The organism is Gordonia phosphorivorans, from assembly GCF_042432625.1.
In the GTDB taxonomy this organism is placed as follows: domain Bacteria; phylum Actinomycetota; class Actinomycetes; order Mycobacteriales; family Mycobacteriaceae; genus Gordonia; species Gordonia phosphorivorans.
Genome location: NZ_JBHLWV010000022.1, coordinates 1 through 26,137 on the forward strand (window position 1 = coordinate 1; position 26,137 = coordinate 26,137).

The 26,137-nt window shown below is 70.4% G+C and carries 23 protein-coding genes and 1 riboswitch; of the genes, 13 read left to right on the plus strand and 10 right to left on the minus strand.

The window, feature by feature from the left end; genetic code table 11:
* Positions 1-5: 5 nt before the first annotated feature.
* Positions 6-248 (minus strand): hypothetical protein, encoded by a 243-nt coding sequence (locus tag ACFFJD_RS12610; RefSeq protein ID WP_382364651.1) that lies wholly within the window; start codon positions 246-248, stop codon positions 6-8.
* A gap of 280 nt (positions 249-528) precedes the next feature.
* On the opposite strand from ACFFJD_RS12610, the gene ACFFJD_RS12615 reads away from it, so the two are divergent.
* Positions 529-1,260 (plus strand): IS30 family transposase, encoded by a 732-nt coding sequence (locus ACFFJD_RS12615; RefSeq protein ID WP_382364653.1) that lies wholly within the window; start codon positions 529-531, stop codon positions 1,258-1,260.
* Here the strand turns inward: ACFFJD_RS12615 and ACFFJD_RS12620 are convergent.
* The 3 genes from ACFFJD_RS12620 to ACFFJD_RS12630 are packed head-to-tail and all read right to left on the minus strand — an operon-like array spanning position 1,257 to position 3,522.
* Positions 1,257-1,757, minus strand: a complete 501-nt coding sequence (locus ACFFJD_RS12620; RefSeq protein WP_382364655.1) for a mycothiol transferase — start codon at positions 1,755-1,757, stop codon at positions 1,257-1,259. The two genes, ACFFJD_RS12615 and ACFFJD_RS12620, sit on opposite strands and share 4 nt — an antisense overlap.
* Positions 1,758-1,772: 15 nt before the next feature.
* Positions 1,773-2,282, minus strand: coding sequence for a 5-(carboxyamino)imidazole ribonucleotide mutase (gene purE / locus ACFFJD_RS12625; protein ID WP_382364657.1), 510 nt, complete (start codon positions 2,280-2,282; stop codon positions 1,773-1,775).
* A gap of 1 nt (position 2,283) precedes the next feature.
* Complete coding sequence (locus tag ACFFJD_RS12630) at positions 2,284-3,522, minus strand: 5-(carboxyamino)imidazole ribonucleotide synthase (RefSeq protein ID WP_382364659.1); 1,239 nt, start codon at positions 3,520-3,522, stop codon at positions 2,284-2,286.
* 158 nt (positions 3,523-3,680) lie between these two features.
* On the opposite strand from ACFFJD_RS12630, the gene ACFFJD_RS12635 reads away from it, so the two are divergent.
* Complete coding sequence (locus tag ACFFJD_RS12635; protein ID WP_382364661.1) at positions 3,681-4,241, plus strand: GtrA family protein; 561 nt, start codon at positions 3,681-3,683, stop codon at positions 4,239-4,241.
* Here the strand turns inward: ACFFJD_RS12635 and ACFFJD_RS12640 are convergent.
* Genes ACFFJD_RS12640 through ACFFJD_RS12650 form a run of 3 tightly spaced genes read right to left on the minus strand, consistent with a single transcriptional unit; the run spans position 4,213 to position 6,724 of the window.
* Positions 4,213-5,511, minus strand: a complete 1,299-nt coding sequence (locus tag ACFFJD_RS12640) for a HAMP domain-containing sensor histidine kinase (RefSeq protein WP_382364663.1) — start codon at positions 5,509-5,511, stop codon at positions 4,213-4,215. The genes ACFFJD_RS12635 and ACFFJD_RS12640 overlap by 29 nt on opposite strands.
* 11 nt (positions 5,512-5,522) lie before the next feature.
* Entirely contained in the window at positions 5,523-6,209 is a 687-nt protein-coding gene (locus ACFFJD_RS12645) for a response regulator transcription factor (RefSeq protein ID WP_382364665.1), read from the minus strand.
* The gene (locus tag ACFFJD_RS12650) at positions 6,206-6,724 is read right to left on the minus strand and encodes a PH domain-containing protein (protein WP_382364667.1); all 519 of its coding nucleotides are present in this window, start codon (positions 6,722-6,724) and stop codon (positions 6,206-6,208) included. The genes ACFFJD_RS12645 and ACFFJD_RS12650 overlap by 4 nt, the downstream gene beginning before the upstream one ends.
* Before the next feature lie 108 nt (positions 6,725-6,832).
* On the opposite strand from ACFFJD_RS12650, the gene ACFFJD_RS12655 reads away from it, so the two are divergent.
* Entirely contained in the window at positions 6,833-7,444 is a 612-nt protein-coding gene (locus tag ACFFJD_RS12655) for a DUF6069 family protein (RefSeq protein ID WP_382364669.1), read from the plus strand.
* A gap of 45 nt (positions 7,445-7,489) precedes the next feature.
* On the opposite strand, the gene ACFFJD_RS12660 is transcribed toward ACFFJD_RS12655, so the two are convergent.
* A complete protein-coding gene (locus tag ACFFJD_RS12660) occupies positions 7,490-8,308 on the minus strand; it encodes a biotin--[acetyl-CoA-carboxylase] ligase (protein WP_382364671.1) in 819 nt (272 codons plus the stop codon).
* A gap of 99 nt (positions 8,309-8,407) precedes the next feature.
* On the opposite strand from ACFFJD_RS12660, the gene ACFFJD_RS12665 reads away from it, so the two are divergent.
* The 9 genes from ACFFJD_RS12665 to ACFFJD_RS12705 all read left to right on the plus strand — a co-directional run bounded on the left by ACFFJD_RS12665 (position 8,408) and on the right by ACFFJD_RS12705 (position 22,028).
* Positions 8,408-10,033 (plus strand): acyl-CoA carboxylase subunit beta, encoded by a 1,626-nt coding sequence (locus ACFFJD_RS12665; protein ID WP_382364673.1) that lies wholly within the window; start codon positions 8,408-8,410, stop codon positions 10,031-10,033.
* A gap of 32 nt (positions 10,034-10,065) precedes the next feature.
* Positions 10,066-10,302, plus strand: coding sequence for an acyl-CoA carboxylase subunit epsilon (locus tag ACFFJD_RS12670; protein WP_382364675.1), 237 nt, complete (start codon positions 10,066-10,068; stop codon positions 10,300-10,302).
* Position 10,303: 1 nt separating this feature from the next.
* Positions 10,304-10,954: a Maf family protein gene (locus ACFFJD_RS12675; protein ID WP_382364677.1), complete on the plus strand. Its 651-nt coding sequence runs from the start codon at positions 10,304-10,306 to the stop codon at positions 10,952-10,954.
* A 179-nt stretch (positions 10,955-11,133) separates the two neighbouring features.
* The gene (locus tag ACFFJD_RS12680) at positions 11,134-12,024 is read left to right on the plus strand and encodes a sulfurtransferase (RefSeq protein ID WP_382364679.1); all 891 of its coding nucleotides are present in this window, start codon (positions 11,134-11,136) and stop codon (positions 12,022-12,024) included.
* Between the two features lie 7 nt (positions 12,025-12,031).
* Positions 12,032-12,463 carry a SufE family protein gene (locus ACFFJD_RS12685; RefSeq protein WP_382364681.1) on the plus strand — a complete coding sequence of 144 codons (432 nt, stop codon included), beginning with the start codon at positions 12,032-12,034 and terminating at the stop codon, positions 12,461-12,463.
* 25 nt (positions 12,464-12,488) lie between these two features.
* Positions 12,489-13,898: a condensation domain-containing protein gene (locus tag ACFFJD_RS12690; protein WP_382364683.1), complete on the plus strand. Its 1,410-nt coding sequence runs from the start codon at positions 12,489-12,491 to the stop codon at positions 13,896-13,898.
* Between the two features lie 234 nt (positions 13,899-14,132).
* Positions 14,133-15,929, plus strand: a complete 1,797-nt coding sequence (locus tag ACFFJD_RS12695) for an acetyl/propionyl/methylcrotonyl-CoA carboxylase subunit alpha (RefSeq protein WP_382364685.1) — start codon at positions 14,133-14,135, stop codon at positions 15,927-15,929.
* Positions 15,930-15,957: 28 nt separating this feature from the next.
* Positions 15,958-16,356 (plus strand): hypothetical protein, encoded by a 399-nt coding sequence (locus ACFFJD_RS12700; RefSeq protein WP_382364687.1) that lies wholly within the window; start codon positions 15,958-15,960, stop codon positions 16,354-16,356.
* 206 nt (positions 16,357-16,562) lie between these two features.
* A complete protein-coding gene (locus ACFFJD_RS12705; protein WP_382364689.1) occupies positions 16,563-22,028 on the plus strand; it encodes an ATP-binding protein in 5,466 nt (1,821 codons plus the stop codon).
* Positions 22,029-22,103: 75 nt separating this feature from the next.
* Here the strand turns inward: ACFFJD_RS12705 and ACFFJD_RS12710 are convergent, their stop codons facing one another.
* Entirely contained in the window at positions 22,104-22,691 is a 588-nt protein-coding gene (locus tag ACFFJD_RS12710) for an NTP transferase domain-containing protein (protein ID WP_382364691.1), read from the minus strand.
* Positions 22,692-22,864: 173 nt separating this feature from the next.
* Positions 22,865-23,064, plus strand: a riboswitch (cobalamin riboswitch).
* A 124-nt stretch (positions 23,065-23,188) separates the two neighbouring features.
* Here ACFFJD_RS12710 and metE point away from each other — a divergent pair.
* Positions 23,189-25,441 carry a 5-methyltetrahydropteroyltriglutamate--homocysteine S-methyltransferase gene (metE, locus tag ACFFJD_RS12715; RefSeq protein ID WP_382364693.1) on the plus strand — a complete coding sequence of 751 codons (2,253 nt, stop codon included), beginning with the start codon at positions 23,189-23,191 and terminating at the stop codon, positions 25,439-25,441.
* Between the two features lie 54 nt (positions 25,442-25,495).
* On the opposite strand, the gene ACFFJD_RS12720 is transcribed toward metE, so the two are convergent.
* Positions 25,496-26,095 (minus strand): NUDIX hydrolase, encoded by a 600-nt coding sequence (locus ACFFJD_RS12720; protein ID WP_382364857.1) that lies wholly within the window; start codon positions 26,093-26,095, stop codon positions 25,496-25,498.
* Positions 26,096-26,137 lie beyond the last annotated feature (42 nt).

Genomic DNA, 26,137 nt, shown 5'->3' on the forward strand with positions numbered 1-26,137 from the left:
GATCATCACGCGATGGCCCACCCCAACGGCGACACCAAGCTCTCCGGCGTGTCCACCGCCCTCAGCGAGCCACCAAACCCCACCACTCCAGGGGACTCACCCGCCAGGAGTTCCCGGTCATCGTCGACGGCCCGCGCCCGGGCCAGGAACTGCCCGAGATTGGCCGGTCCAGCAGTGTCGGTACCGACTGGGATAGTGAGGTCATCGCTCAACAGATCGGCGAAAGCGGTGAGAGTTACTGCGTCCATGACGCCCACTCCTCAAGATCACGAGAAGCCAATAGCGAAGGAACCGGTCGAGCCGCGTGACGATCGGTCACCCGGCCACTCATGTTCCTCGTGGTTCGTTCCGCGAGTTCGGAATCATTGATCTGATCCCAACTCGACTACGTCTATGATATACCTCATGCGACATCCGCACAATAGTTCTAACAACATTGTGCGGAGCATTCCGATAACCTGTCTCACTGCACAAACAGGGCGTTCAGCTCCGAGTCCTGCCCCCACGATTTTCCCGACGGAGGTGCGGGTGTCCCACGCAACGATCTACGACGGCCTCTACGTTCAAGCCCGCGGCAACTTGCGCGCCGAGCTCACCACAGCGCTGCGCACCGGGCGGATCGGCCGCACACCCCGCCACGGCACCTCGACCACTACCACCTCGACCACTACCACCCCGACCACTACCGCTCCGGCCTGTGCCGGGGTCTCGATCAGCGAACGACCGCCCGAAGCCGGTGACCGGGCCATCCCCGGCCAGTGGGAAGGCAACCTCCTCATCAACGACGACACCGGATCGGCGATCGGCACCCTGGCCGAACGCAGCACCGGCTTCCTGCTCCTGCTCCACCTGCCCGAGGACCATCGCGCCGAGACAGTCGCCACCGCTATGCGACGCGCCATCACGACCCTGCCAGAACAGTTGTGCCGGTCGTTGCCCGGAAACAGCGGCAACGACACGGACGCCCACGCCGACATCACGAACGCAACCGGCCTGCCGATCTACTTCGCTGACCCCCGCAGTCCGTGGAAACGCGCCGCCGGCGAAAACACCAGTGGACTCCTCTGCCAGTACTTCCTCGAAGGAACCGACCTCTCGTTCCACGGCCCCGGCATTCTGGACAACGTCGCCGCCGAGGTGAACGCCCGCCCCCGGGAGCGCTATGGCTTCCGCACCCCGGCCTACCTGATGCAGCGACTCCTCGACGCAGACCTCACCCCCGACGCCGATGCGCCGGACGCGCCATCCCGGCTCGTCTAGAAGAGTTCGTCAGATGTCCGGGCCGACCGCACCAGGTCCCGGCAGATCTCCATCTGTCCGGTGTGCTGGGTGAGTTCCCGGAGCAGGTGCACCACCACGAACTCCGGTGTCGACGAGGCCGCGTCGGCGCGCGTGGAACCGATGGCGCCGCGGTCGGCGATGCCGTCGGTCAGGGCCAGGTGCAGGTAGCGGGGCAACCGCTCGGCGATCCGATCCAGTAGCGCCCGCGCGTGGGCCACGGAACCGCGCGCGGTGAACTCGGCCGCGCGATCACGCGGAAGGTGTTCACCGGCAACGAGGTTCCCGCCCCAATCGGCGACGACGCCGTCGAGGTGGGTCACCAGGACGAAGACCGAATTCATGGTCGGCGGCAGCGGGGTGGCGTTCACCGTGTCGTCGTCGAGGTCGTCGAGGACCGCCGCGATGGTCGCGACGGTCTCTTCGGCGATACGCAGGCAGGCGGTCTCCAGCGCGGAAGTGCTCGCGGAAGTGCTCACCGAACGCGGCTCCGGTCAGTCCTCGAAGAGTGACCGACGCAGCTTCTCGTCCTTCTCCAGGACGATCGACTCCAGGTCGGCCTGGAACTGCTCCATCGCCACGCGCAGCCGCGGTTCGGCGATGCCGAGCATGCGGACCGCCAGCAGGCCCGCGTTGCGCGCCCCGCCGATCGACACGGTGGCCACCGGCACCCCGGCGGGCATCTGCACGATCGACAGCAGCGAATCCATGCCGTCGAGGAACTTCAGCGGCACGGGCACGCCGATCACCGGGATCGGGGTGGCCGCGGCCACCATGCCCGGCAGGTGCGCGGCGCCGCCGGCACCGGCGATGATCACCACAATGCCGCGCTCGGCGGCTCCGCGCGCGTAGTCGAGCATGCGGTGCGGCGTGCGATGGGCGGACATCACGCCCACCTCGAAGGGCACGCCGAACTCGGCGAGCGCCTCGGCGGCGAGCTTCATCACCGGCCAGTCCGAATCGCTGCCCATGATGAGGCCGACGCGCGGCGCGGGTGCAGTCATGTCAGTTCTCTCCCTGATGTGGATCCCAGCCGTCGGTCCAGACGCCGTGGCTCATCCAGTGTGCCGCACGCTCGGCCCGCTCCCGCACGTCGGCGAGGGGCTGACCGGGACGGCCCACGATGTTGAGGTGGCCCACCTTGCGGTCCGGGCGCTCGGCCTTGCCGTAGAGGTGCACCTTGGCCTCGGGCAACCGGGCCATCAGGTGGTGCAGGCGCTCGTCCATCGACATCTCCGGCACATTCTCGGCGCCGAGGATGTTCGCCATGACCACCACGTCGGCGGTGGCCGCGGTGGCCCCGAGCGGATAGTCCAGCACCGCGCGCAGATGCTGCTCGAACTGCGAGGTCACCGCCCCGTCCATGGTCCAGTGACCACTGTTGTGCGGCCGCATCGCGAGTTCGTTGACCACCAGGGCGCCGTCGACCGTCTCGAACAGCTCCATGGCCATGTTGCCCACCACGCCCAGTTCGTCGGCCAGCCGCAGCGCCATCTGCTGGGCGCGCTGCGCGGTCTCCTCGTCGAGGCCGGGCGCCGGAGCCAGGACGACGGCGCACTGTCCATTGCGCTGAATGGTCTCCACCACCGGCCACGCCGCGCCCTGCCCGTGCGGCGACCGGGCGATCATCGCCGACAGTTCACGTACCATCGGCACCTTCTGTTCGGCCATCAGCACCGAACTGTCGGCGGCGGCGTCGAAGACCTCCAGCGCCTGCTCCTGCCCGCAGTCGATCAGCCAGACGCCGCGCCCGTCGTAGCCGCCGCGGACCGCCTTGAGCACGATCTGCCAGTCGTGCGCGGCACCGAACTCGATCAGCGCCGACCGGGCCGCAGCACGGTCTCCGGCCAGGTCGACGAACGCCGGCACCGGCAGGCCCAGCTCGGCCAGCCGGTTCCGCATGAGGAGCTTGTCCTGCGCGTACTGCAGCGCCGCCGACGGCGGACGCACGGCGACGCCGTGCGCCTCCAGCGCCCGGAGGTGCTCCAACGGCACCCCCTCGTGGTCGAAGGTCAGCGCCACCGCCCCCTCGGCGGCCCGCAGCAGGTCGTCGAGGTCGTCGTGCGAACCCAGGACCACATCGGGGCTCACCACCGCCGCGGGGTCGCCGGCCGAACCGGCCAGGACCCGCAGGCACTGACCCAGTGCGATCGCGGACTGATGCGTCATGCGGGCGAGCTGTCCGCCACCGATCATGGTGACGGTCGGCAGGCCTGCGCGCGGGGAAGCTGAAGGCGTACTCACGGTGTAATCCTGGCACGATCGCGGGCCCGTCGGCACAACGAGGCTCCCCAGACCCGCCCGCCGCGCCCGGGTCCGCCCGTCGAGCCGGAGGCCGAATCGCTCACAAACACGGCCGACGATTCCTGGCTGGACCGATTCTGTACGTACAATGACTCTTTGTGCCATCCATCGACGGGCTTGCCTCCCTGCTGCCCGACCCCCTGCATCGCCTGGCACTGAAGTACAGCGAGTTCGTCAAGTTCGCCATCGTCGGCGGCACCACCTTCGTGGTGGACATGGCCATCTACTACGGCCTGATCTTCACCGTGCTGGAAGAGAAGCCGGTGGTCGCCAAGGTGATCTCGGGTGTGATCGCCACCATCTTGAGCTACATCCTCAACGCCGAATGGGCGTTCAAGAACCGCGGCGGCCGGGCCCGACACCACGAGGCGCTGCTGTTCTTCGCCATCAGCGGTATCGGCGTCGTCCTCGCGGCGGCACCCCTGTGGCTGGGCAACAACGTCTTCGACATGCGCCAGAACCTCGGGACCGTGGAGTTGGCCGTGGTCGACTTCATCCTCGCATTCATCCTGGGCAATCTGCTGCAGATGGCCTTCCGGTTCTGGGCGCTGCGCCGGTTCGCCTTCCCCGATCAGCAGCCGCCGGGCGGTCATGGCGGTTCCACCGACGTGGATCCGTCGGCGGAGGAACTCACCGATGAGGAACTGGGCCACGCCTGAGCGCCGAATCGGCCCCGCAGTTCTCGGAACGGGCGGGCACCACGATGGTGAAGACCGCCGGGCGTCGTGACGCCAGATCCAGGCGCCCGCCGTCGGCTTCGGTGAGTGCCCGCGCCAACGACAGCCCCACCCCACTGCTGGACGTACCGGAGACGCCGCGCCGGAAGATCTCCCCCACCAGTTCGTCGGGCACGCCGTCGCCCTCGTCGGAGACCGTGATCCGCACGACGTCCGCGGAGGCCAGATCCTCCACCCGGACGGTCACCGTCCCACTGCCGTGCCGGAGCGCGTTGTCCAGCAGCACGCTCAACGCTTCGCGCAGGCGCCCGGGCCGACCGCTCACCGGCCGCGGGACACCGTCGATCCGCACGTCGATCCGGCGGTCGGCCGCGGTGAACGTCGATTCGAGATCCTCGGCGAGCCCGCGCACCACCTCCGGAACCGCCACCGCGGTGCGTTCGCCGTCGTCGGCCCGCGAGGCCGCCACGAACTCGTCCAGGTCGGCGGCCAGGTTCTCCACCAGGTCCATCGCCTCCTCCGCCTCGTTGACCACGTGCGGGTCCGGGTGCAGGGTGAGCTCGTCCAGACGCAGGTGAATCGCGGTGAGCCGGCTGCGCAGCTGGTGGGACGCATCGCCGATCACCTGCCCCTCGCGCTCCAACCGGCGCAGCACCGCGGTGTTGGCCTCCGACAGCGCGGTCGTCACGCGATCGAGCTCGTCGATCCCGTAGTACGGCCACGGCGAACTCAGATCGCCGCGCGCCATCGCCGTCGCCCGGGTGGCCACCTGCCGCAGCGGCCGGGTCAACCGGAGAGCCGTGACGAACGCGACCAGCACCCCCACCGCGAGGGTCACCAGAATGACCACCACCAGGACGCCCACCGCGAGCCATTGACGGGAGCGCACGTCGCTGCGCGGCACCGACAGGGTCAGCAGATAGCCCGGCCCCAGCGTGACCGATTCGGACACCTGATCGCGCGCCGCCGGTCGACCGATCTCCTCGGCCCCGGAGGGCCCGACGAGAGTGAGCGTGCCGTTGCCGGGCACGAGCAGCCGGAAGTCGTCCAGTTCCAACTTGTCCGGCCCGACCAGCCGGCCCGCGGTCTCCTCGGTCAGCACGTACTCCGAGATCGACTTGAGCCGGTCGGCCAGGTCTTCGTGGGCGTTGAGCGAGATACCGGTCCACGTCAGCGTGGTCAACGGCACGCCGAGCAGCACGGCCAACGCCGCCATCGTCACGAGCATCGCCCGCACCAGTTGTTGCCGCATGGGGCCCACCGTCAGGGATCGAAGCGGAAGCCGACGCCGCGCACCGTCGCGATGTGCTTGCGCCGCCCCGGCTGGTCGTCGCCGAGCTTCCGGCGCACCCAGGAGATGTGCATGTCCAGGGTCTTGGACGACCTCAGATCCGTCGAACCCCACACCTCGGTCATGATCTCGTCGCGGGTGCGCACCTGCCCGGGGGTCTCCATCAGACAGCGCAGCAGGTCGAACTCCCGGTTGGCGAGGGTCAGTTCGGTGCCGTCGACGACGACCCGGCGCGCCCGGGCGTCGAGCTGGATGTCGCCGCTGTCGAGGACCACGTCGTCGCCGCCGGCGCTGCGGCGCTGCAGCGCCCGCACCCGGGCCAGCAGTTCGGCGAGCCGGAACGGCTTCCCGACGTAATCGTCGGCCCCGGCGTCGAGCCCCACCACGAAGTCCACCTCGTCGGTGCGTGCGGTCAGCATGAGCACCGCCAGCTGGGGCCGTTCGCTGCGGATCCGGCGGCACACCTCCAGCCCGTCCATCCCGGGCAGACCCAGGTCGAGGATCACCAGCGAGTACGCGCCGGACACGGCCGCGGCCAGGGCCTCCGGACCGGTGCCCACCACGGTGCAGTCGTTGCCCTCCCGGTTGAGCGCCCGCGCCAACGGCTGGGCGATCGACGGGTCGTCCTCGGCCAGCAGCACCGCGCGCCCGCCGGTCATCGTCGACCCCGGTCGTCGTCGGGCTCGTCGAGGAGCTGTTCGTACAGCAGTGCGTGCACGGCTTCCACCCGCGGGATGTCGGCGAAGGTCAGCGGGTCCTCGGACGCCGACTGGATCTGCAGCGATCCGGTGCGCAACAGCCGATCGATCAGGCCGTGCTCGAATTCGACGGTGTTGATGCGGCTGATCGGGATGTCGATGCCCGACCGCGTGAGAATGCCTGTCCGGTAGATCACCCGGCGATCGGTCACCACGAAGTGGGTGTAGCGCCAGGTGAGCAACGGTCGGACGAGCCACCACACGCTGCCCACCGCCCACACCGCGACGATCGCCACCGTGCCCCAGGTACGCGCGGCCTCCGAGTCCTGCGAACTCCACAGCAGTCCCAGCGCCAGCCCGGCGACCGCGGTGATCAGCCAGAACAGCAGAATCGGTGGCACCAGCGATTTCCAGTGCGGATGCCGGTGCACCACCACCACCTCGTCGGGTGCCAGGTTCTCCCGCGGGTATGCCATGCCGATCAGCGTAGTCCGCGGCCACCCCGGTACCGGCAGTACACTGGAGTCCCAGTTGTCCGCGCCGCCTCAGTGAGCGGCACCACCGCAGACCACAGGCAGGGACCGATGACTTACTCCGATCCGCGTGACCCTCGTCGGCAGTCGCCGCCGACCCGCGCGTACAGCGCCGACCCGGCCGGCTATCCGACCAACCCGCCCACCCAATCCGGTTACACCCAGCCCGGTCACACCCAGCCCGGTCAGAGTCCCGCGGGTTATCCGGCGGCGCCGAGCCCGCGCGGCCCGAGCCGTCGCCCGGACCTGGATCCGCTGCTGTTCTCCGGCGGCGTCTTCATGACCGGTGTGGTCACCGGCCTGGCCGCCTGGCTGATCGCCTGGATCATCGGCCTCATCGCCCGCGCGGTCACCGCCACGGGCCAGTTCGGGGCGTGGAATCCGCTCGACCCCGGCGGCGAGTACTGGTTCGCGCTCGCGGGCTTCCTCACCGCGCTGGTGGGCGGCGCACTCTGGTACCTGCTGCAGCTGGTCACGCCGACACCGGACAGCTTCTACCGCTGGATCGTCGGGCTGCTGATCATCGCCGCCTTCGTGGTGCCGCTGGCGGCCGACGGCGACATCTGGCGCGGCCTGGCGACCGGCGTGATGCACGTGTGCATCGGCATTCCCGTGCTGTCGCTGATCCCGACGATGGGCAATCGCAGCAAGCAGCGCCACTGACACGGCGAGTCCGTCGACCGGACCCGAATTCCGGTCGAGCCCAGATCAGGTCAACCGCAGATGGGTCACATCCCCGGCCGAGGCGGCCACGGGCCCCTGCGGACCGTCCACCACGATGCGGCCCTCGTCGTCGACGTCGACGGCGATGCCGATCACCTCGACGTCCCCGGGCAGCACCAAGCGCACCCGTTTGCCGAGCGTCGCGCAGGCCCGTCGGTATTCCGCGGCCAACGCGGGCAGCTCGGCGGGCCACCGATTCAGCAGCCCCGACAGCGCCGACAGGTAGGCCGCGGCCAGCGTCGTCGGATCGACCGCCGTGCCGGTCAGTTCCCGCAGGCAGGCCGCGGTCTCGATGGCCGGTTCGGCCGCCGTCAGGTCCAGGTTGAGACCGGTGCCGATCACTGCGACCCCGCCGTCGCCGGGCGTCGGCGCGAACTCGCAGAGGATGCCCGACAGCTTCCGGCCGCCCCGCGCGTCGGCACTCGCATCCGGCACCAGCACGTCGTTCGGCCACTTGAGGTCCACGTCGACGCCGGAGACCTCGGCGACCGCGGTCCGCACGGCCAAACCGGTCAGCAGCGACAGCCAGCCCACCGCCGGGGTCTGGGCCGCGTCCACCCGCAGCGCCGCCGACACCGCCAGCTGTCCCGGCGGGGTCTGCCACACCCGGGCGTAGCGGCCGCGGCCGGCCGTCTGCTGCCCCGCGATGAGCACGGCCGCGTCCACGTCGTCGCCCGCTGCGGCGCGCGCGACGAGGTCGGCGTTGGTGGAGCCGGTCGCGGCGACCACCTCCACCTGACGCCAGCGAGTGCCGTCCAGGGCACGGGCGAGGGCAGCGGGATCGGGCAGCACGGGAGAGCTCACGCTCACGAGCCTAATGGCCCGGCCGAGACGCCCATTCCTACTGGCCAGTACATGTGTCGGTTCACACCCGCGCCCCAACCCTCGATAGCATGAGGTCCCATGACCACTGCTCGCCGCGACGACGACGCCGCTCCTGACATCCACACCACGGCAGGCAAGCTTGCCGATCTCCGCAACCGGCTCGCCGATGCCGAGCATCCCGTCGGCGAGGCCGCCATCGAGAAGGTGCACGCCAAGGGCAAGCTGACCGCCCGCGAACGCATCCTGAATCTGCTCGACGACGGCTCCTTCGTCGAGCTCGACGCGCTGGCCCGCCACCGCAGCACCAACTTCGGCCTGTCCGACAAGCGCCCGGTGGGCGACGGCGTCGTGGTGGGCTACGGCACCGTCGACGGCCGCGAGGTCTGCGTCTTCAGCCAGGACGTCACCGTCTTCGGCGGCAGCCTCGGCGAGGTGTACGGCGAGAAGATCGTGAAGGTCATGGACCTCGCGGTCAAGACCGGCCGCCCGCTCATCGGCATCAACGAGGGTGCCGGCGCCCGCATTCAGGAAGGCGTCGTCTCGCTCGGGCTGTACGGCGAGATCTTCCACCGCAACGTCCGCGCCTCCGGCGTGATCCCGCAGATCTCGCTGATCATGGGCCCCGCCGCCGGCGGCCACGTGTACTCCCCCGCCCTCACCGACTTCACGGTGATGGTGGATAAGACCAGCCAGATGTTCGTGACCGGCCCCGACGTGATCAAGACCGTCACCGGCGAGGACGTCACCATGGAGGATCTGGGCGGCGCCCACACCCACATGACGCGTTCGGGCGTGGCGCACTACGTCGCCGAGGACGAGCTCGACGCCCTCGAGTACGTGCGGGACCTGCTCAGCTACCTGCCGAGCAACAACCGCGCCGAGGCCCCGCGCCTGCCGGCACCCGATCGGGTCGGCTCCATCGAGGACAACCTCACCGAGGAAGACCTCGAACTCGACACCCTGATCCCCGACTCGCCGAACCAGCCGTACGACATGCACGAGGTGATCCGCCGTCTGCTCGACGACGACGAGTTCCTCGAGGTGCAGGCCGAGCGCGCGATGAACATCATCGTCGGCTTCGGTCGCGTCGACGGCCGCAGCGTCGGCATCGTGGCCAACCAGCCGACCCAGTTCGCCGGCTGCCTGGACATCGACGCCTCGGAGAAGGCCGCCCGCTTCGTGCGGACCTGCGACGCGTTCAACGTGCCGATCATCACGCTGGTCGACGTCCCGGGCTTCCTGCCCGGCACCGACCAGGAGTACAACGGCATCATCCGCCGCGGCGCCAAGCTGCTGTACGCCTACGGCGAGGCCACCGTCGGCAAGGTCACCGTCATCACGCGCAAGGCCTACGGCGGCGCGTACGACGTGATGGGCTCCAAGCACATGGGCGCCGACGTGAACCTGGCCTGGCCCACGGCGCAGATCGCCGTGATGGGCGCCTCGGGCGCGGTGGGCTTCGTCTACCGCAGCCAGCTCAAGGAGGCCGAGGCCAACGGCTCCGACGTCGACGCGCTGCGCCTGGAACTCCAGCAGGAGTACGAGGACACGCTGGTCAACCCGTACGTCGCCGCCGAGCGCGGGTACGTGGACGCGGTGATCCCGCCGAGCCACACCCGCGGTCAGATCGCGAACGCCCTGCGTCTGCTGGAGCGCAAGTACGTGCAGCTGCCGCCGAAGAAGCACGGGAACATCCCCCTGTGAGTGCGAGTTCAGCGAACGAAGGAGTCACTCCGGTGAGCAACGAGACGGGCCAGAGCCCGAACGAGGCCGGCGCGCCGGCGCAGCCGTTCCTGACGGTGGTCAAGGGCAACCCGAGCGACGAGGATCTCGCCGCGCTGGTGGTCGTGCTGTCGGCCGCCGCCGGTTCGGCGGCGCCGAGCGGCCCGGGCACCAACGACCGGTGGGGCGCACCCACCGATCTGCACCGGCCCACGTGGGGCATGCCGACCAGCTACGTGCACGGTCACTGACATGACGCGGGTCCTGTTGGGGTCCGCCTCGCCGGCCCGGCGGCGCGTCCTGATCGACGCCGGGCTGGCCCCGCTGGTACTGGTGGCCGACCTCGACGAGGACGCACTGGTCGACGAGCTCCAGGCCGCCGGCACACCGCCGGCGGAGATCGTCACGGCGCTGGCCCGCGCCAAGGCGGCCGCGCTGCTGCCCCGGATCCTCGGCTCCGCCGATTCGGAGTTCTCCGAGGTGGCCGCCGACGGGGTGGTGCTGACCTGCGACTCCATGCTTCTGATCGACGACGAACTGGTCGGCAAGCCGCTCACCCCGCAGGTGGCGGTGCAGCGCTGGCGCCGCATGCGCGGTCGCACCGGTCTGCTGATCACCGGCCACGCCGTCACCCGGCTGCGCGACGGCGCGGCGATCGCCGAGGTCGCCGCGTCCAAGTCGACCGTGATCGCGTTCTCCGACGTCAGCGACCAGGCCATCGAGCGCTACGTCGCCACCGGCGAACCGCTGCAGGTGGCGGGCGGATTCACGCTCGACGGGCGCGGCGGCTGGCTGCTCGACGGCATCGACGGCGATCCGTCGTCGGTGATCGGCATCAGCCTGCCGTTGACACGGGAACTGCTCACGCGGGTCGGGATCGACGTCACCGAGCTGTGGGCTTGACCGATTCGGGGGTCCGGCCGATTCGGAGGCTTGACCGATTCGGGGGCCTGACCGACGTGCCCGGCCCCGCGCACGCGCCGACACCGACCGCGACCGAGCCGGTCGCGGTCGGCGGCCGTATGCTTGAAATTCCAAGCGGTCCGCGTTCGGCGGTTCGCTGCGCCGAGCAGGAGTAGCACGTGACAGTGGAATTCGATCCGAACCCGTCGTTCGGCGCTTTCGCCCATCCCGAGCGACTGGTCAGCACCGAGTGGTTGTCCGCGCACCTGGGCACCCCCGGTCTCAAGATCATCGAGTCCGACGAGGATGTGCTGCTCTACGACATCGGACACATTCCGACCGCCCAGAAGGTCGACTGGCACCTGCACCTGAACAATCCGGTCACCCGCGACTACATCGACGGCGAGGCCTTCGCCGAACTGATGCGCAGCAAGGGCATCGAGCGCACCGACACCATCGTCGTCTACGGCGACAAGAACAACTGGTGGGCGGCCTACGCGATGTGGGTGTTCACCCTGTTCGGTCACGAGGACGTGCGCCTGCTCGACGGCGGTCGCACCGCCTGGATGGACGAGCAGCGCGAGACCTCCTTCGAGGTGCCCGAATACCCGCGCAGCGACTACCCGGTGATCGAGCGCGACGACGCGACCATCCGCGCCTTCGCCGACGAGGTGCGTTCGGCGATCGGCGCGGAGCCGCTGATCGACGTCCGCTCGCCGCAGGAGTACACCGGCGAGCGCACGCACATGCCGGACTACCCCGAAGAGGGCGCACTGCGCGGCGGCCACATCCCCACCGCCGTGTCCATCCCCTGGGCCCGCGCGGCCGCACCCGACGGTCGTTTCCGCAGCCGCCCCGAGCTCGACGAGATCTACGCCGGCTTCGATCCGGCCACGCCGACCATCGCCTACTGCCGCATCGGCGAACGCTCCAGCCACACCTGGTTCGTGCTGACCTACCTGCTGGGCTTCTCCGCCGTGCGCAACTACGACGGTTCGTGGACCGAGTGGGGCAACGCGGTGCGGGCGCCCATCGTCACCGGCGACGAGCCCGGCGTGCTCGAGGGCTAGCGTTCCCATGCCTCTCACTCCCGCCCTCGCCGCGATCGTCGACGATTTCGCCGACCTCGGTCACCCCGATCGCATCACTCTGCTGTTGGAGTTCGCCGACGATCTGCCGGAGCTGCCCGAGCACCTGCACGCCGAGTCGATGGAGCCGGTGCCGGAATGCCAGTCGCCGATCTTCCTGTCGGTCGACGCGTCCGATCCCTCGGCGGTGCGCCTGTACTTCAGCGCACCGCGCGAGGCGCCGACCACGCGCGGTTTCGCCTCGATCCTGCACTCCGGTCTCGACGGCGCGTCGGCGGCGGAGATCGCGGCGGTGCCGGTCGACGTCGTCAACGACCTGCATCTGGGTTCGGTGATCTCCCCGCTGCGCCTGCGCGGGATGACCGGCATGCTGGTGCGGATCCAACGCCAGGTCGCCGAGCAGACCGCCGCGCCGTCCTAGCGTCCACGAAAAGTCCTGCGGCCCCATGGAATTCACGCAGTTTCTCGATGCCAAGGTGCGTCCCGGCGCGCTCGCCGAATGGATCCCCGCCGTCCCCGGCGGCCTCGGCAGCTGGCACCGGGACCCGCGCGGCACCTCCCACAATCACGAGCAGCACCTGCGGGCGGCCCACGACTATCGCGTGCGCACCCAACGCGAGGGCGGCCGCGAGGCCTGGCTCGGGGTGGCCGTGGAGTTCGACGAGCAGATCTCGCTGGCGGCGGTGCGCACCGCCGTGCTCGCGTGGATCAATCGTCACGAGGTGCTGCGCACCCACGTGACCCTGGTCGGTCCCCGCACCGAGCGGTACACCACCGATCCCGGCACGGTGCACCTGCGCATGACCCGCGTCGGGTGGTACCGGGACGCCGACCTGCTGTTGGAGCAGATCGGCGGCTCGTTCGACCGGGCCACCACGCCCATGCACTGGCCGGCCTATCGATTCGCCACCGTCGCCCGCGCGCACAGTTTCACCCTGCTGTTCGCCGCCGATCATTCCCTGGTCGACGGCTACTCGCTGATCAACTCCCAGTACGAGCTGCGCGAGCTGTACGCCGCCGCCGTCGAGCGCCGCGCACCGCAACTGCCGCCGACCGGCAGCTACATCGACTTCTCCGGGGCCGAGCGCGTCGCCGCCGACTCCGCCGACGATCGGCACACCGCGGTGGCCGTCTGGGACGAGTTCCTGGCCGGGCGCACCGACCTGCCCAGCTTCGCGCTGCTGCCCACCCCGCCGCCGGCGCGGCCGACGGCCCCCGGCGAGCACACGGCGCCGGCCCAGCACTCGCGCACCAGCCGACTGCTCGACGATGCCACCGCCGAGGCCTTCACTCGCCGCTGCACCGACCTGGGCGGTTCGCTCATCGGCGGCATCCTGGCCGCGACCGCGCTCGTGTATCGGCGGCACAGCGGCGCGGACCGGTTCGCCACCCTGATGCCGCGGCACACCCGCAACCACGCCCGCTTCCACGGCGCGCTCGGCTGGTTCGTCGCCCTGGCGCCGGTCACCGTCGACATCTCCGACGATCCCAGCTTCCCGACGGCGCTCGAACGCGTCATGGTCTCCCTCGACCGCGCCCGGGAGGGCGCCGCCCTGCCGCTGTTGCGGCTGGCCACCATCCTCGGCTTCGATCCCGAGCCCAAGTTCGTGGTCTCGTTCATGGACACCCGGGCCGTTCCGGGGGCCGCCGCGGCCGACGAGGGCGCCGCCCAGGCGCTGCGCTCGCACGCCTACGCCGACGACGAGTTCTATCTCTGGGTCAACCGCACGCCGAGCGGACTGCGCATGCACGCACGGTTCCCGGCGGCGGAGTCGGCGCAGGACGTCGGCGCCGTTCTCCAGGGATTTATCGACGACTTCGCCGACCTACTCGCGAGTATCGCCGTCGGAGGGTAAATATCGAGACGTGCCATACGCGGCTCGACCGGGAATACTCGGCGGGTTGGCGTGAGGGCGTGCGGCGCCGACGCCTAGAGTGAGGTAGGTCGTGCCGGTCGTCCGGCAGTGTCATCGCGCTGCGACGACCACCTAGAAGTGCCCACGGCGAGTTCGCCACAACGAGCTCCCACAACAGAAATTCAGTTGTCCCCGACAACAGCCCGCCACCGCGGGCCCCAGCCAGGAGAGCCAGTGCCCAACACCGAGATCCCCCAGAAGACCATCAAGAAGGTACTCATCGCCAACCGCGGTGAGATCGCGGTCCGTGTGATCCGTGCGGCACGAGATGCGGGCATCGCCAGCGTGGCCGTCTACGCCGAGCCCGACGCCGGTGCCCTGTTCGTCGAACTGGCCGACGAGGCCTTCGCGCTCGGCGGGCAGACCTCGGCCGAGTCCTACCTCGTCTTCGACAAGATTCTCGACGCCGCCGCCCGTTCCGGCGCCGACGCCATCCACCCCGGCTACGGCTTCCTGTCCGAGAACGGCGACTTCGCCCAGGCCGTCGAGGAGGCCGGACTCACCTGGATCGGCCCGCCGCCCGCCGCGATCCGCGCCCTCGGCGACAAGGTCACCGCGCGCCACATCGCCGAGCGCGCCGCCGCCCCGATGGCCGCCGGCACCAAGGACCCAGTCTCCGGCGCCGACGAAGTGGTCGCCTTCGCCGAGAAGCACGGCGTCCCGGTCGCCATCAAGGCAGCCTTCGGCGGCGGTGGTCGCGGCATGAAGGTCGCCCACACCATCGAAGAGATCCCCGAGCTGTTCGACTCGGCCACCCGCGAGGCCGTCGCCGCGTTCGGCCGCGGCGAATGCTTCGTCGAGCAGTACCTGGACAAGGCCCGGCACGTCGAGGCCCAGGTGATCGCCGACCAGCACGGCAACGTCATCGTGGCCGGCACCCGCGACTGCTCGCTGCAGCGTCGCTTCCAGAAGCTGGTCGAGGAGGCCCCCGCGCCGTTCCTGACCGACGCGCAGCGCACCATGATCCACGAGTCCGCCAAGGCGATCTGCCGCGAGGCTGGCTACTACGGCGCCGGCACCGTGGAGTACCTGGTGCAGGGCGAGACCGTCTCCTTCCTCGAGGTCAACACCCGCCTGCAGGTGGAGCACCCGGTCACCGAGGAGACCGCGGGCATCGACCTGGTGCGTCAGCAGTTCCTCATCGCCGAGGGCCGTGAGCTCGAGCTCACCGAGGACCCGGCACCGCGCGGACACTCCTTCGAGTTCCGGATCAACGGCGAGGACGCCGGTCGCGGCTTCCTGCCCGCTCCCGGCCCGGTGGCCGTGTACCGCGAGCCGTCCGGCCCGGGCGTGCGCGTGGACTCCGGCGTCCGCCAGGGCGATGTGATCGGCGGCCAGTTCGACTCGATGCTGGCCAAGCTGATCGTCACCGGCGCCACCCGCGAGGAAGCGCTGCAGCGTTCGGCGCGCGCGCTGGCCGAGTTCCACGTCGACGGCCTGGCCACGGTGATCCCGTTCCACCGCCACATCGTCGAGAACCCCGCCTTCGTCGGCGACGGTGACTCGTTCGACGTCTACACCAAGTGGATCGAGACCGACTGGGACAACACGATCGAGGCCTACAGCGGTCTCGGCGCCAGCACCGACGAAGACGAGAACCTGCCGCGCCAGGCCGTGGTGGTCGAGGTCGGCGGCCGCCGCGTCGAGGTCTCCCTGCCGGGCGACCTGAACCTCTCCGGCGGCAACGGCAACGGCGGCGCGCAGCGTCGCAAGCCGAAGGCGCGCACCCGCACCAAGGGCGGCGGCAAGGCCGTGTCCGGCGATGCCGTGGCCGCCCCGATGCAGGGCACCGTGGTCAAGGTGGCCGTGGCCGAGGGCGACACCGTCGCCGAGGGCGACCTGGTCGTGATCCTGGAAGCCATGAAGATGGAGAACCCGGTGAACGCGCACAAGGCCGGAGTGGTGACCGGACTGTCGGTGGAAGCCGGCTCCGCCGTCACGCAGGGCACCGTCCTGCTGGAGATCAAGTAATCACCGCACGCGGCAGTAGCGACCACCGATGACCGCCGTCGAAATCAACGCCGGCGCGTGGTACCTACGCGCTCTGCGGCACGACGACCGTCTTTCCGACGTCCCGGCACTGGCCGACCTGGGTCTTCCCGACCCGGCCGGCTACGTCGCCGGGACGTCGGCGGTTGCCGCCCCCGTCGACGACGCCGCGGCCGATGCCGCGCCCGATGCCGCGGTGCGGTGCGTCTGGGCCGTCGCGGAGCCGACGACGGGTGAGCTGGTCGCTCTCGTCGGAGTGGCGGGCGTGCCCGATGGCGAGGCCGCGCTGCGCGGTCTGGCCCGCACCGACTTCGCCCACGCACTCACCGAATCGGTTCCCGTCGTGCGGCGCTACGCCGAGCAGGCCCTCGGTCTGCGGCCCGGCGAACTGATCGCCGAACCCCCCTAACACCCCTACCGGTCGGTTGACTGCCCGGTAGATGTGTCCTTGGTCGCTTCTCGGGCGGTTACGTGAGAGTAGGTACTACCCCCGAGGCCTTCGGCGGCTTACCGTGGAATCACCCGATCGAAGTAGAACCGATCATTTTCGGTCGCGCCCTGTCGCGCCGAGATCCCGCCAGCAGCCCTGGCATCCCCCGAAGCAGAGAAGGGCGCATGTTCCGTCGTATTGCGATTGTCAACCGTGGAGAGGCCGCGATGCGGCTCATCAACGCCGTCCGTGACCTGAATGCCGAGACCGGACAAGCAGTCCAGACCATCGCTCTACACACCGACGTCGACGCCGGTGCCACGTTCGTGCGCGAGGCCGACCTCGCCTACGACCTGGGCCCCGCCTCGGCCCGGCCGTACATCGACCTCGCGGTGCTCGAGCGCGCCCTCACCGAGTCCGAGGCGGACGCCGCCTGGGTCGGCTGGGGCTTCGTCGCCGAGGATCCGGCCTTCGCCGAGCTCTGCGAGAAGCTGGGCATCACCTTCATCGGACCGTCGCCGGAGGCCATGCGCCAGCTGGGCGACAAGATCGGCGCCAAGCTGATCGCCGAGGAGGTCGGCGTGCCGGTGGCACCGTGGAGCCGCGGCCCGGTGGAGACCGAGCAGGAGGCCATCGAGGCCGCCGAACGCATCGGCTACCCCCTGATGCTCAAGGCCACCGCTGGCGGCGGCGGTCGCGGCATCCGCATGGTGGGCGATGCCTCCGCCCTGGTCGACGCCTACCAGCGCACCCGTGACGAAGCCGAACGCGCCTTCGGCAGCGGCGTCGTCTTCCTCGAACGTCTGGTCACCGGCGCCCGCCACGTGGAGGTCCAGGTGATCTCCGACGGTCAGGGCACCGCGTGGGCCCTCGGCGTGCGCGACTGCTCGGTGCAGCGCCGCAACCAGAAGGTCATCGAGGAGTCCGCCTCGCCGGTCCTCGGCCCCGAGCAGGTCGACGAGGTCAAGGCCGCCGCCGAACGTCTCGCCGTGAAGGTCGGCTACCGCGGCGCCGCGACGGTCGAGTTCCTGTACCACCCGGGCGAGAAGCTCTTCGCCTTCCTCGAGGTGAACACCCGCCTGCAGGTGGAGCACCCGATCACCGAGGTGACCAACGACTACGACCTGGTGCGCGCCCAGTTGCACGTGGCCTCCGGCGGTCGCCTCGACGGGGAACGTCCCGTCGAGCGCGGTCACGCCGTCGAGGCGCGCCTGAACGCCGAGGACCCGGACCGGGACTTCGCGCCCTCGCCGGGCTACATCGCACGTCTGGAACTGCCCAGCGGCCCCGGCGTCCGCGTGGACACCGGCGTCAGCGAGGGCGACACCATCCCCGCCGACTTCGACTCGATGATCGCCAAGATCATCGCCTACGGCAGCACGCGCGATCAGGCGCTGGCCCGTCTGCGCCGCGCCATGTCGCGCACCCGCGTGGTGATCGAGGGCGGCGCCACCAACAGCAGCTTCATCATCGACCTGCTCGATCAGCCCGAGGTGATCGACGGCAGCGCCGACACCGGGTGGATCGACCGCGTCCGCGAGCAGGGCCGTCTGGTCTCCCACCGGCACTCCTCGGTCGCCTTGGCCGCCGCCGCCATTGACGCCTACGAGGAGGAGGAGCGGGTCGAGCTCAACCGCCTGCTCGCGACCGCCCGCGGCGGCCGCCCGCAGGTGATGCACGAGAGCGGACGTCCCGTCGACTTCAAGTTGCGCGGTGCGAGCTACCGGGTGAGCGTGGCCCGGGTCGACGCCCAGCGCTTCCGCGTGATCATCGAGGCCGGCGCCCAGAAGCAGACCGCCCGGGTCCAGATCGAGCGGTACGACGAGCACACCGGCCGCATCACGGTCAACGGTGAGCGCTTCCGCGTCCTCACCGATACGCACGGCCCGGTGCACCTGGTGGACGTCGACGGCGTGACCCACCGGGTCAGCCGCGACGAGGGCGGCGTGGTCCGCTCCCCCGCGCCCGCACTGGTCATCGCCACCCCGCTGGAGGTCGGCGCCGAGGTGCAGGCCGGCGACCCGGTGCTGGTGCTGGAGAGCATGAAGATGGAGACGGTGCTGCGCGCGCCGTTCCCCGCCCGTCTGAAGGAGTGCGTGGTCTCCGTCGGCGCCCAGGTGGAGACCGGCGCACCGCTGCTGCGCCTGGAGCCGATCGCCGACGGCGCCGACGCCGCCGCCGACACCGGCGCCGAGGCGCGCCTGGACCTGCCCGAGTCGCGCACCGACGCGTCCCCGGCCGAACTCGCCGCCACCGAACGCGACATGCTGCGCGCCCTGATGCTCGGCTTCGACGTCGATCCGGGCACCGGCACCCGCGTCCTCGACGACTACCTGGCCCTGCGCCAGACGGAGATCGACGCCGACGAGCGTCCGCTGGCCGCCGAGCTGGACCTGCTGGGCATCTTCGCCGACCTCGCCGAGCTGGCCCGCCGCCGTCCCTCCGACGACGACGTCCACGATCGCGTCCACAGCGCCCGCGAGCACCTGCACACCTACCTGCAGAGCCTGGACGTGGAACTGTCCGCGGCACCCGAGCAGTTCCGCGCCAAGCTGGCCGCGGCACTGGCCCACTACGGCGTGCCCGACCTGGAACGCACCGACGAGCTCGAGAACGCCGTCTTCCGGATCTTCCTGGCCCTGCAGCGTCTGGACGACGTGGTTCCCGGGATCTCCGCGCTGCTGCGTCGCTGGATGAAGGAGCCGCCGCCGCCTGCGGAGCTGCGCGAGCACACCGGCCACGTGCTCGAGCACGTCGTCGCCGCCACCCAGCTGCGTTTCCCGGTCATCGCCGACCTGGCCCGCGGCGTCCTGTACGCCTGGTACGGCCAGCCGCGCCTGCGCCGTAAGCGCGAACGCGTCTACGCCGCCATCGACAGCGACCTGAACTACCTCGACCAGCATCCGAAGGCCTCCGACCGCGCCGAGCGGATCGCCGAGATGGTCAAGAGCACCGAACCGCTGGTGCGCGTGCTCAGCCGTCGCCTGGTCGACGACTCGCTCGACAACTCCGCGATGCTCGAGGTCCTCACCCGCCGCTACTACGGCAACAAGGGCCTGTCCGCGGTCGCCACCCACCGGGCCGGCGGCTGCACCTTCGTGCTCGCCCAGCGCGGCGGCTCGCTTCTGGTGTCGGCGGCGACCAGCTTCGACAAGCTCGACACCGCGATCTGCGGCCTGGCCGAACTGGTCGACGGCGCCGCCTCGATCGACGCCGACGTCTATGTGCGCTGGGACGATCAGCCCGAGAGCCTCGACGAGATGACCGCGGCCCTGCACGACGTCGTGAGCGCCCGCCTCCTGCCGAATCAGGTTCACCGGGTCACCGTGACCGTGGCCGGGCTCGGCGACGAGGCCATGCACCACCACGTCACCTTCCGGCCGTCGGCCACCGGGATGGCCGAGGACCGCCTGATCCGCGGTCTGCACCCGTACATCGCCCAGCGCATGCAGATGGAGCGCCTGCGCAAGTTCGATGTGACGCGGCTGCGTTCCTCCGACGACGAAGAGGTCTACCTGTACCGCGCGGTGGCCAAGGCCAACCCGGGCGACGACCGCCTGATCGCCTTCGCCCAGGTCCGCGACCTGATCGCGGTGAGCGAGCAGGACGGCAGCATTCTGACCCTGCCGACCGCCGAGCGCACCTTCGAGGCGTGCGTCGACTCGATCCGCCGGGCACAGGCGCGCCGCCCGTCGTCGAAGCGGTTCAACACCAACCGCATCGTCATGTACATCTGGCCGCCGCTGGAGGTCAGCCGCGAGCAGGTGGCCCGCGTCGTCACCCACACGCTGGGCACCGCCGCCTCCACCGACGGCGCCGGGCTCGAGGAGATCGAGCTGATCGCCCGGCACCTGGACCAGGAGACCGGGGAGCTCGCCAAGGTCTCGGTCCGGGTCACCTTCGACGCCGCAGGCGAAACCCAGGTCACCGTCGGCGACCCCGACGACAGCCCCATCGAGCCGGTCGACGAGTACCGGCAGAAGGTGCTGCGCGCGGCCCGCCGCAACAACGTCTACCCCTACGAGCTCACCGATCTGCTCGGCGACTTCACCGAGTACGACCTGAACGACGCCGACGAACTGGTGCCGGTGGACCGGCCCAAGGGTCGCAACACGGCCGCCGTCGTCGTCGGCACCGTGACCACCCCCACCGAGAAGTACCCGGAGGGTGTCGAGCGCGTGGTGATGTTGGGCGACCCGACCAAGGCCTTGGGCGCGCTCACCGAGCCGGAGTGCCGCCGGTACATCGCGGCTCTGGATCTCGCCGAGGAGCGCAAGCTTCCCGTCGAGTGGTACGCGCTGTCCTCCGGTGCCGCCGTGAAGATGGATTCGGGCACCGAGAACCTGGACTGGGTGGCCGCCGCGCTCAAGCGGATCGTGGAGTTCACCCAGGACGGCGGCGAGATCAACATCGTCGTGTCCGGTATCAACGTCGGCGGCCAGGCCTACTGGAACGCCGAGGCCACCATGCTGATGCACACCAAGGGCATCCTGGTGATGACCCCGGACTCGTCCATGGTGCTCACCGGTAAGCAGGCCCTGGACTTCTCCGGCGGCGTCTCGGCCGAGGACAACTTCGGTATCGGCGGCTACGACCGCGTGATGGGCCCCAACGGCGAGGCGCAGTACTGGGCGCCGAACCTGACCGCGGCCATCGGCGTGATGATGAGCCATTACGACCACACCTACGTGGTCCCCGGCGAGGACGGCCCGCGTCGCGCGGCCTCGTCCGACCCGATCGATCGCGATGTGTCCGGCTTCCCGCACCAGCTCGAGGGCAGCGAGTTCGCCACCGTGGGCGAGATCTTCTCCGCCCAGGCCAACCCGGATCGCAAGAAGCCGTTCGACATCCGCTCGGTGATGCGCGCGGTGGTCGACCAGGATCTGCCCGCCCTGGAGCGCTGGGCGGACATGGCCGACGCCGACACCGTCGTGGTGGAGGACACCCACCTGGGCGGCTATCCGATCACCCTGATCGGTGTCGAGTCCACCCCGGTGGCCCGGCGTGGCTTCCTGCCCACCGACGGACCGGACACCTTCAGCGCCGGCACCCTGTTCCCGCAGTCGTCGAAGAAGGCGGCCCGCGCGATCAACGCGGCCAGCGGCAACCGGCCGGTGGTGGTGCTGGCCAACCTGTCCGGTTTCGACGGTTCCCCGGAGTCCCTGCGCAAGCTGCAGCTGGAGTACGGCGCCGAGATCGGCCGAGCCATCATCAATTTCGAGGGCCCGATCGTCTTCTGCGTGATCTCGCGCTACCACGGCGGCGCGTTCGTGGTCTTCTCCAAGGCCCTGAACCCGAACATGACCGTGCTGGCCATCGAGGGCTCCTTCGCCTCGGTGCTCGGCGGCGCCCCGGCCGCGGCCGTGGTCTTCGCCGGGGAGGTGCGCACGCGCACCGAGAACGACCCGCGCGTGCACGAGCTGCAGACCCGTCTGGAGCACGCCTCGGACACCGATCACGCCGGTGTGGCGGCCGAGCTCGAGGAGACGCGTGCCTCGGTGCGCTCGGAGAAGCTCGCCGAGGTCGCCGCCGAGTTCGACGCCGTGCACAGCATCGAACGGGCCGTGCAGGTGGGCTCCGCCGACGCGATCATCAGCGCCGCTCAACTGCGTCCGAGCCTGATCAAGGCCATCGCACCCACCGCGGACTGACTCGGTCCCCGCACTGACGGCCGCGGGCCCGCCGGTTCTCCGGCGGGCCCGCGGCCGTCGTCGTCTCCCGGCGGGTCAGTGCGCCGACGGCTCCGGCCCGACCAGATCGGAACAGTCGACGCACGTGACCTCGTCGGCGTGGTCGCCCAGATAGCCGATGGCGCCGCCGGAGGCCGCGAGCAGTTCACCGGCGGAGTCGAGCAGGTCGGCGCCCACGTACACCGGCTGGCCCCAGTGTCCGTGACGCACCCCACGGACCACCGCGTCGCGGCGGCGTTCGGCCGCGGCCAGCAGGCGCGCCACCCCGACGCCGCCGATGTCGGCGCTGTCGACCGTCTGCAGCAACACCCCGGCGATCGGATCCAGCCCGCGGGCGAAGGTCAACGCGGCCTGCACCGTGGCGTCGAGCCCGTCGTACCAGGAGGGCAGATAGAAGGTGGTCGACGTGTCGCGCGGCGCCGCGACCACTCGACTGCCGAGTGCCACGTACAGGGCGTCGCAGCCGCCCGCCCCGAAGCCCGCCAGGAGCAGCTCCAGGCGTTCGAGCTGCGGCACATCACCGTCGCCGGGCGCCTCCCGCTCGTCGCCGCGCGCCACCAGCACCATCCCGACGACCGGCGCGTCCCGGACGTCAGGGCCCTGACCACCCTGTTTCGCCACCATAATGGCCCCAGCCTACTCGTGCCCGGAGCCCGAGCGGGGTGGGCGGCCCGGCAATTAGAATCATCGTGCGCCGCGAAGGTGACAACCTCGGCGTCGCCGCCCTAGGGTCGTAGACGCAATCGGTTCGTCCGTAGCGCCGTCGCCAAGGAGCCCCTGCGACCGCGCGGACGTCGAGCGAATTCGCTGCTGCGGCAACGAGATTCGCGAGAGGGAATCCGGTGGGACTCCGGAGCTGACCCGCAGCGGTATATCGGAACGACCGCCGTCACCGGCACTGGACGCCTCGTGCGTCTGGGAAGCGACGGCCAGTAGGAGCGCCTGGCATCCAGGCTCGCCGATGAGCCCGAAGACCTGCCCGTTGTATCGGATGCGCCGCATCCGATGACGGATCGCCTCGTGGACCGGGCGGAGTCAACGCACGCTCAACTCCTGGGCTCGTCGTCTCCGCATCCGGTAGGGCGCTTCGTCGTCAGTTTCAGCATGCAGGAGAACATCAGATGGGCTTTCACACCACCGTGACCGGCGTCGCGCGTATCGGCGCCGACCGGGAACTCAAGCGCGCGGTCGAAGGATACTGGGCGGGCCGACTCGGTCGGGAGCAGTTGCACGAGGTCGCGGCGCAGCTGCGGCAGACCGGTCGGCAGCAGCTGCTGGCCGCGGGCCTGGACTCGGTCCCGGTCAACACCTTCTCGTACTACGACCAGATGCTCGACATGGCCGCGACCGTCGGCGCCTTGCCGCCGCGGGTCGCCGGCATCGCCGACCCGTTGGATCGCTACTTCGCGGCCGCCCGCGGCACCGCCGAGGTGACGCCGCTGGAGATGACCAAGTGGTTCGACACCAACTACCACTATCTGGTGCCCGAGCTGGGCCCGGACACCGTCTTCGCGCTCGACGCGGGCACGGTGCTGGCCGACCTCGCCGAGGCCCGGGCCGAGGGCGTCCCGGCGCGACCGGTGCTCATCGGACCGATCACCTTCCTGGCCCTGTCCAAGGCCGTGGACGGCGGCGCCGCTCCCCTGACCCGCCTCGACGAACTGCTGCCCGTCTACGAGCAGTTGCTGGCGCAATTGGCCGCGGCCGGCGCCGAGTGGGTGCAGCTCGACGAACCGATCCTGGTGACCGGCACCGACGACCTGCCCGAGCGCACCGAGCGCGTCTACACCCGGCTGGCGGCCGCCGCGCAGCGTCCCCGGCTGCTGGTCACCACCTACTTCGGCGATGCGGGGGCCTGCCTGCCCGCGCTGGCGCGCGCCGGTGTCGAGGGCGTCGGCGTCGACCTCGTCGCCGGTTCGGCCGATTCGGTGCGGGCCGCGGGCCTGACCGATCAGCTCGTGGTGGCCGGTGTGGTGGACGGCCGCAACGTGTGGCGGACCGACCTCGACGCGGCGCTGGCCACGCTCACCGACCTGCGCGAGCACGTCGGCGAGCTGGCGGTGAGCACCTCGTGCTCCACGCTGCACGTGCCGTACTCGCTGGCCCCGGAGACCGAGCTCGACGACACGCTGCGCGGGTGGCTGGCCTTCGCCGCGGAGAAGTTCGACGAGGTGGTCGCGCTGTCGGGGGCCCTCGCCGACGGGCGGGAGACGCGGGCGGGCGCCTTCGACGCCGCGCGGGCGGCGCTGGCCACCCGCGCCGACGATCCGCGCGTGCACGATGCGGACCTGCGTCGCAGGCTGTCCGCGCTGACCGGCGCCGACCGCACCCGTTCGGCGGCCGCCGAACGCCAGGCGCTCAGCCGCCGCCATCTGGGGCTGCCGTCCCTGCCGACCACCACCATCGGCTCGTTCCCGCAGACCGCGGACATCCGCGCGGCCCGCGCCCGACTGCGTGCGGGCACGATCGACGAGGCGCAGTACCGCGCACAGATGGAAGCCGAGATCGCCGCGGTGATCGACCTGCAGGAGCGGATCGGTCTGGATGTGCTGGTGCACGGCGAGCCCGAACGCAACGACATGGTGCAGTACTTCGCCGAGCAGCTCACCGGCTTCTTCGCCACCGCCGCAGGCTGGGTGCAGTCGTACGGCTCGCGCTGTGTCCGGCCGCCGATCCTGTTCGGCGACGTCCGGCGCCCGACGCCGATGACCGTGGACTGGGCGGTGTACGCGCAGTCGCTGACCGACAAGCCGGTCAAGGGCATGCTCACCGGACCGGTCACCATCCTGGCCTGGTCGTTCGTCCGTGACGACCAGCCGCTGGCGCAGACCGCCGACCAGGTGGCCTTGGCCATCCGCGACGAGACCCTCGACCTGCAGCACGCGGGCATCGGCATCATCCAGGTGGACGAGCCCGCGTTGCGGGAGCTGCTGCCGCTGCGGGCCGCGGACCGTGCGGCCTACCTGGAGTGGGCGGTGGCGGCCTTCCGGCTGGCCACGGCGGGCGTGGAGACCACCACGCAGATCCACACCCACCTGTGTTACTCGGAGTTCGGCGACGTGATCGGCGCCATCGCCGATCTGGACGCCGACGTCACCTCGATCGAGGCCGCCCGCTCGCACATGGAGGTGCTCGACGACCTCAACGCGATCGGCTTCGCCGCCGAGGTGGGTCCGGGCGTCTACGACATCCACTCCCCGCGGGTGCCGGCGGCGGACGAGATGACCGCGCTGCTGCGGGAGGCCCTGGCCGCGGTGCCCGCCGACCGCCTGTGGGTGAACCCGGACTGCGGTCTCAAGACCCGCACCACCGAACAGGTCACGGCCGCGTTGACGGCCATGGTCGACGCCGCGCACGCCGTCCGCGAGCGATGAGGCGCTGACCTCGGACTCGCCCTCCTCCGCGAGGGCGAGTCCGAGGGTGGCCCGTCACCGCCAGGCGAACACCGGCTGTTCCAGCTCCGCCACGCGGGTGTCGCGGCCGAGCACCACCACCTGCGCGAACTGGTAGATTACCGCTGCGGTCGGTGCGTGCACCCACCGATTCATGATCGGGAGCCGGATCACCGGCAGCGGCGACTCGGCGATGGTGTCGAAGGCCGCGGGCGCGATCACCTCGTCGAGGGTGACGTAGAACAGCTCGTCCACCTCGTCCGGGCTCGGTGCCGGGGTCACCGGCTGGTCGATCCAGCACACCACCGGGGTGATCAGGTACCCCGAGCGGGTGGCGTAGTCGTCGAGCAGCCCGAGCACCGACTCCGGCCCCAGGCTCACTCCGAGTTCCTCGTCGAGTTCCCGGAGCGCGGCCTGCACCACCGTCTCACCCGGGTCCAGGCGCCCGCCCGGCAGCGCGAACTGGTTGGCGTGACTGCGCAGGGTCGACGGTCGCCGCGCCACCCAGATACCGCGGGTGCCGTCCACCGGCGCCACCGTGATCGCCACCGCCGACGGTTTCAGCGCGGGGTCGTCGATCGGATGCCGCTCCCACGCCGACAGGCGCTGTGCGGCGAGCTCCCGGGTCAGTTCCATACTCATGGGTCTACCCCATGCGCGCGCTACCGGACAGTCACC